The organism is Endozoicomonas atrinae (genome assembly GCF_001647025.1).
In the GTDB taxonomy this organism is placed as follows: domain Bacteria; phylum Pseudomonadota; class Gammaproteobacteria; order Pseudomonadales; family Endozoicomonadaceae; genus Endozoicomonas; species Endozoicomonas atrinae.
In genome coordinates this window covers 1-1,352 of record NZ_LUKQ02000558.1, presented here as the reverse complement: position 1 = coordinate 1,352, position 1,352 = coordinate 1, and the positions used below count along the sequence as shown (strand labels likewise).

Below are 1,352 nucleotides of genomic sequence, written 5' to 3'. Positions count from 1 at the left end.
ACATCAGCAAACTGAAACAGCTCTTTCCGGAATTGATCACGGAAGACGCCAGCGGCGCAAAAATTGATGTGGATGTGCTGAACGAACTGGTGGGCCATCAGGTGATTGATGGCGATAAGGAACGCTACAACTTCACCTGGCATGGTAAAGCCGCCGCCCGTCGTCTGGCGCAAACACCTTCTACCGGCACCCTGAGACCCTGCAAAAAAGAATCAAAAGACTGGGGCACCACGCAAAACCTGTTTATTGAAGGCGATAACCTGGAAGTGCTGAAGCTGCTGCAAAAGAGCTACCACAAAAAAGTGAAGATGATTTATATTGATCCGCCTTATAATACGGGGAAGGATTTTATCTACAAAGATAATTTCAAAGACAGTGTTTCTAATTATAAAAAAATCACAGGACAAATAGATGACGAAGGGTATCCATTAAAAACCAATCCAGAAACATCTGGTCGCTATCATACTCATTGGTTGAATATGATATATCCACGACTGAAGCTAGCAAGAAATCTTCTATCTGAAGATGGAGTGATTTTCATTTCAATTGATGAACATGAAATAAATAACACAAGAAATTTACTTGATATTGTTTTTGGTGAGAACAACCATCTGGCAACAGTTTCGGTCATAAACAACATGAAAGGTAGAAATAGTAAAGCAAATATTTCAACCTGCCATGAATATTTGGTGATATATTCAAAAAGCGAATTTGAATCTTATGGTTTACCACTCAATGAAGAGCAAATTTCGGAATATAAATACTCAGATAAAAACGGCAATAAATATGCCCTGCGAGATCTTAGAAAAAGAGGAGGCCCAGATAAAAGATCAGATCGACCTAATATGTATTTTCCGATTTTCTTCAACAAAGATACAGGCACATGTTCTTTAACGAGAGAAAACGATAATGATATAGAAATCACACCACAAAAAGGTGATAACTCTGATGGAAGATGGAGGTGGGGAGTAAATAAGGTTAGTCAAAGCTTAAATATACTTCATCCAAAATATAATCAGAAAAAAGATAAATGGGGCATAGAGCATCGTATTTATTTAGACCCATCAGTATCAAGCAGTGATAATATTGACGAAGAAACTGACGATGATGACCAGTTTTTTGAAAGAAGTTCAAAGCGAGCCTGTAAATAATTCTGTGTAAACGCCACCAAAACTATTACTCCTTGAACCGGTCAGGAAACATAATTTCAAACCGGTTCATGGCTGCTTTCCAGTTCCTGATCGGCATGGTCCATTTCTCGGAAGCTTTTTCCATGGCCAGATAGATTACCTTCATGACTGACTCATCAGTCCGAAAAATCTTCCGGTTCTTGATCGCCTTACGAATGACGC

The 1,352-nt window shown here is 39.0% G+C and carries 1 protein-coding gene and 1 pseudogene; one reads left to right on the top strand and one right to left on the bottom strand.

Features of this window, described 5'->3' with window-relative positions; genetic code table 11:
* Window positions 1-1,151, top strand: a 1,151-nt coding sequence (locus AK963_RS29020) for a site-specific DNA-methyltransferase (RefSeq protein ID WP_139117776.1), incomplete at its 5' end; no start/stop codon positions are given.
* A 25-nt stretch (window positions 1,152-1,176) separates the two neighbouring features.
* Here AK963_RS29020 and AK963_RS32830 read toward each other — a convergent pair.
* A pseudogene (locus tag AK963_RS32830) lies at window positions 1,177-1,352 on the bottom strand (IS256 family transposase); the annotation flags it as partial.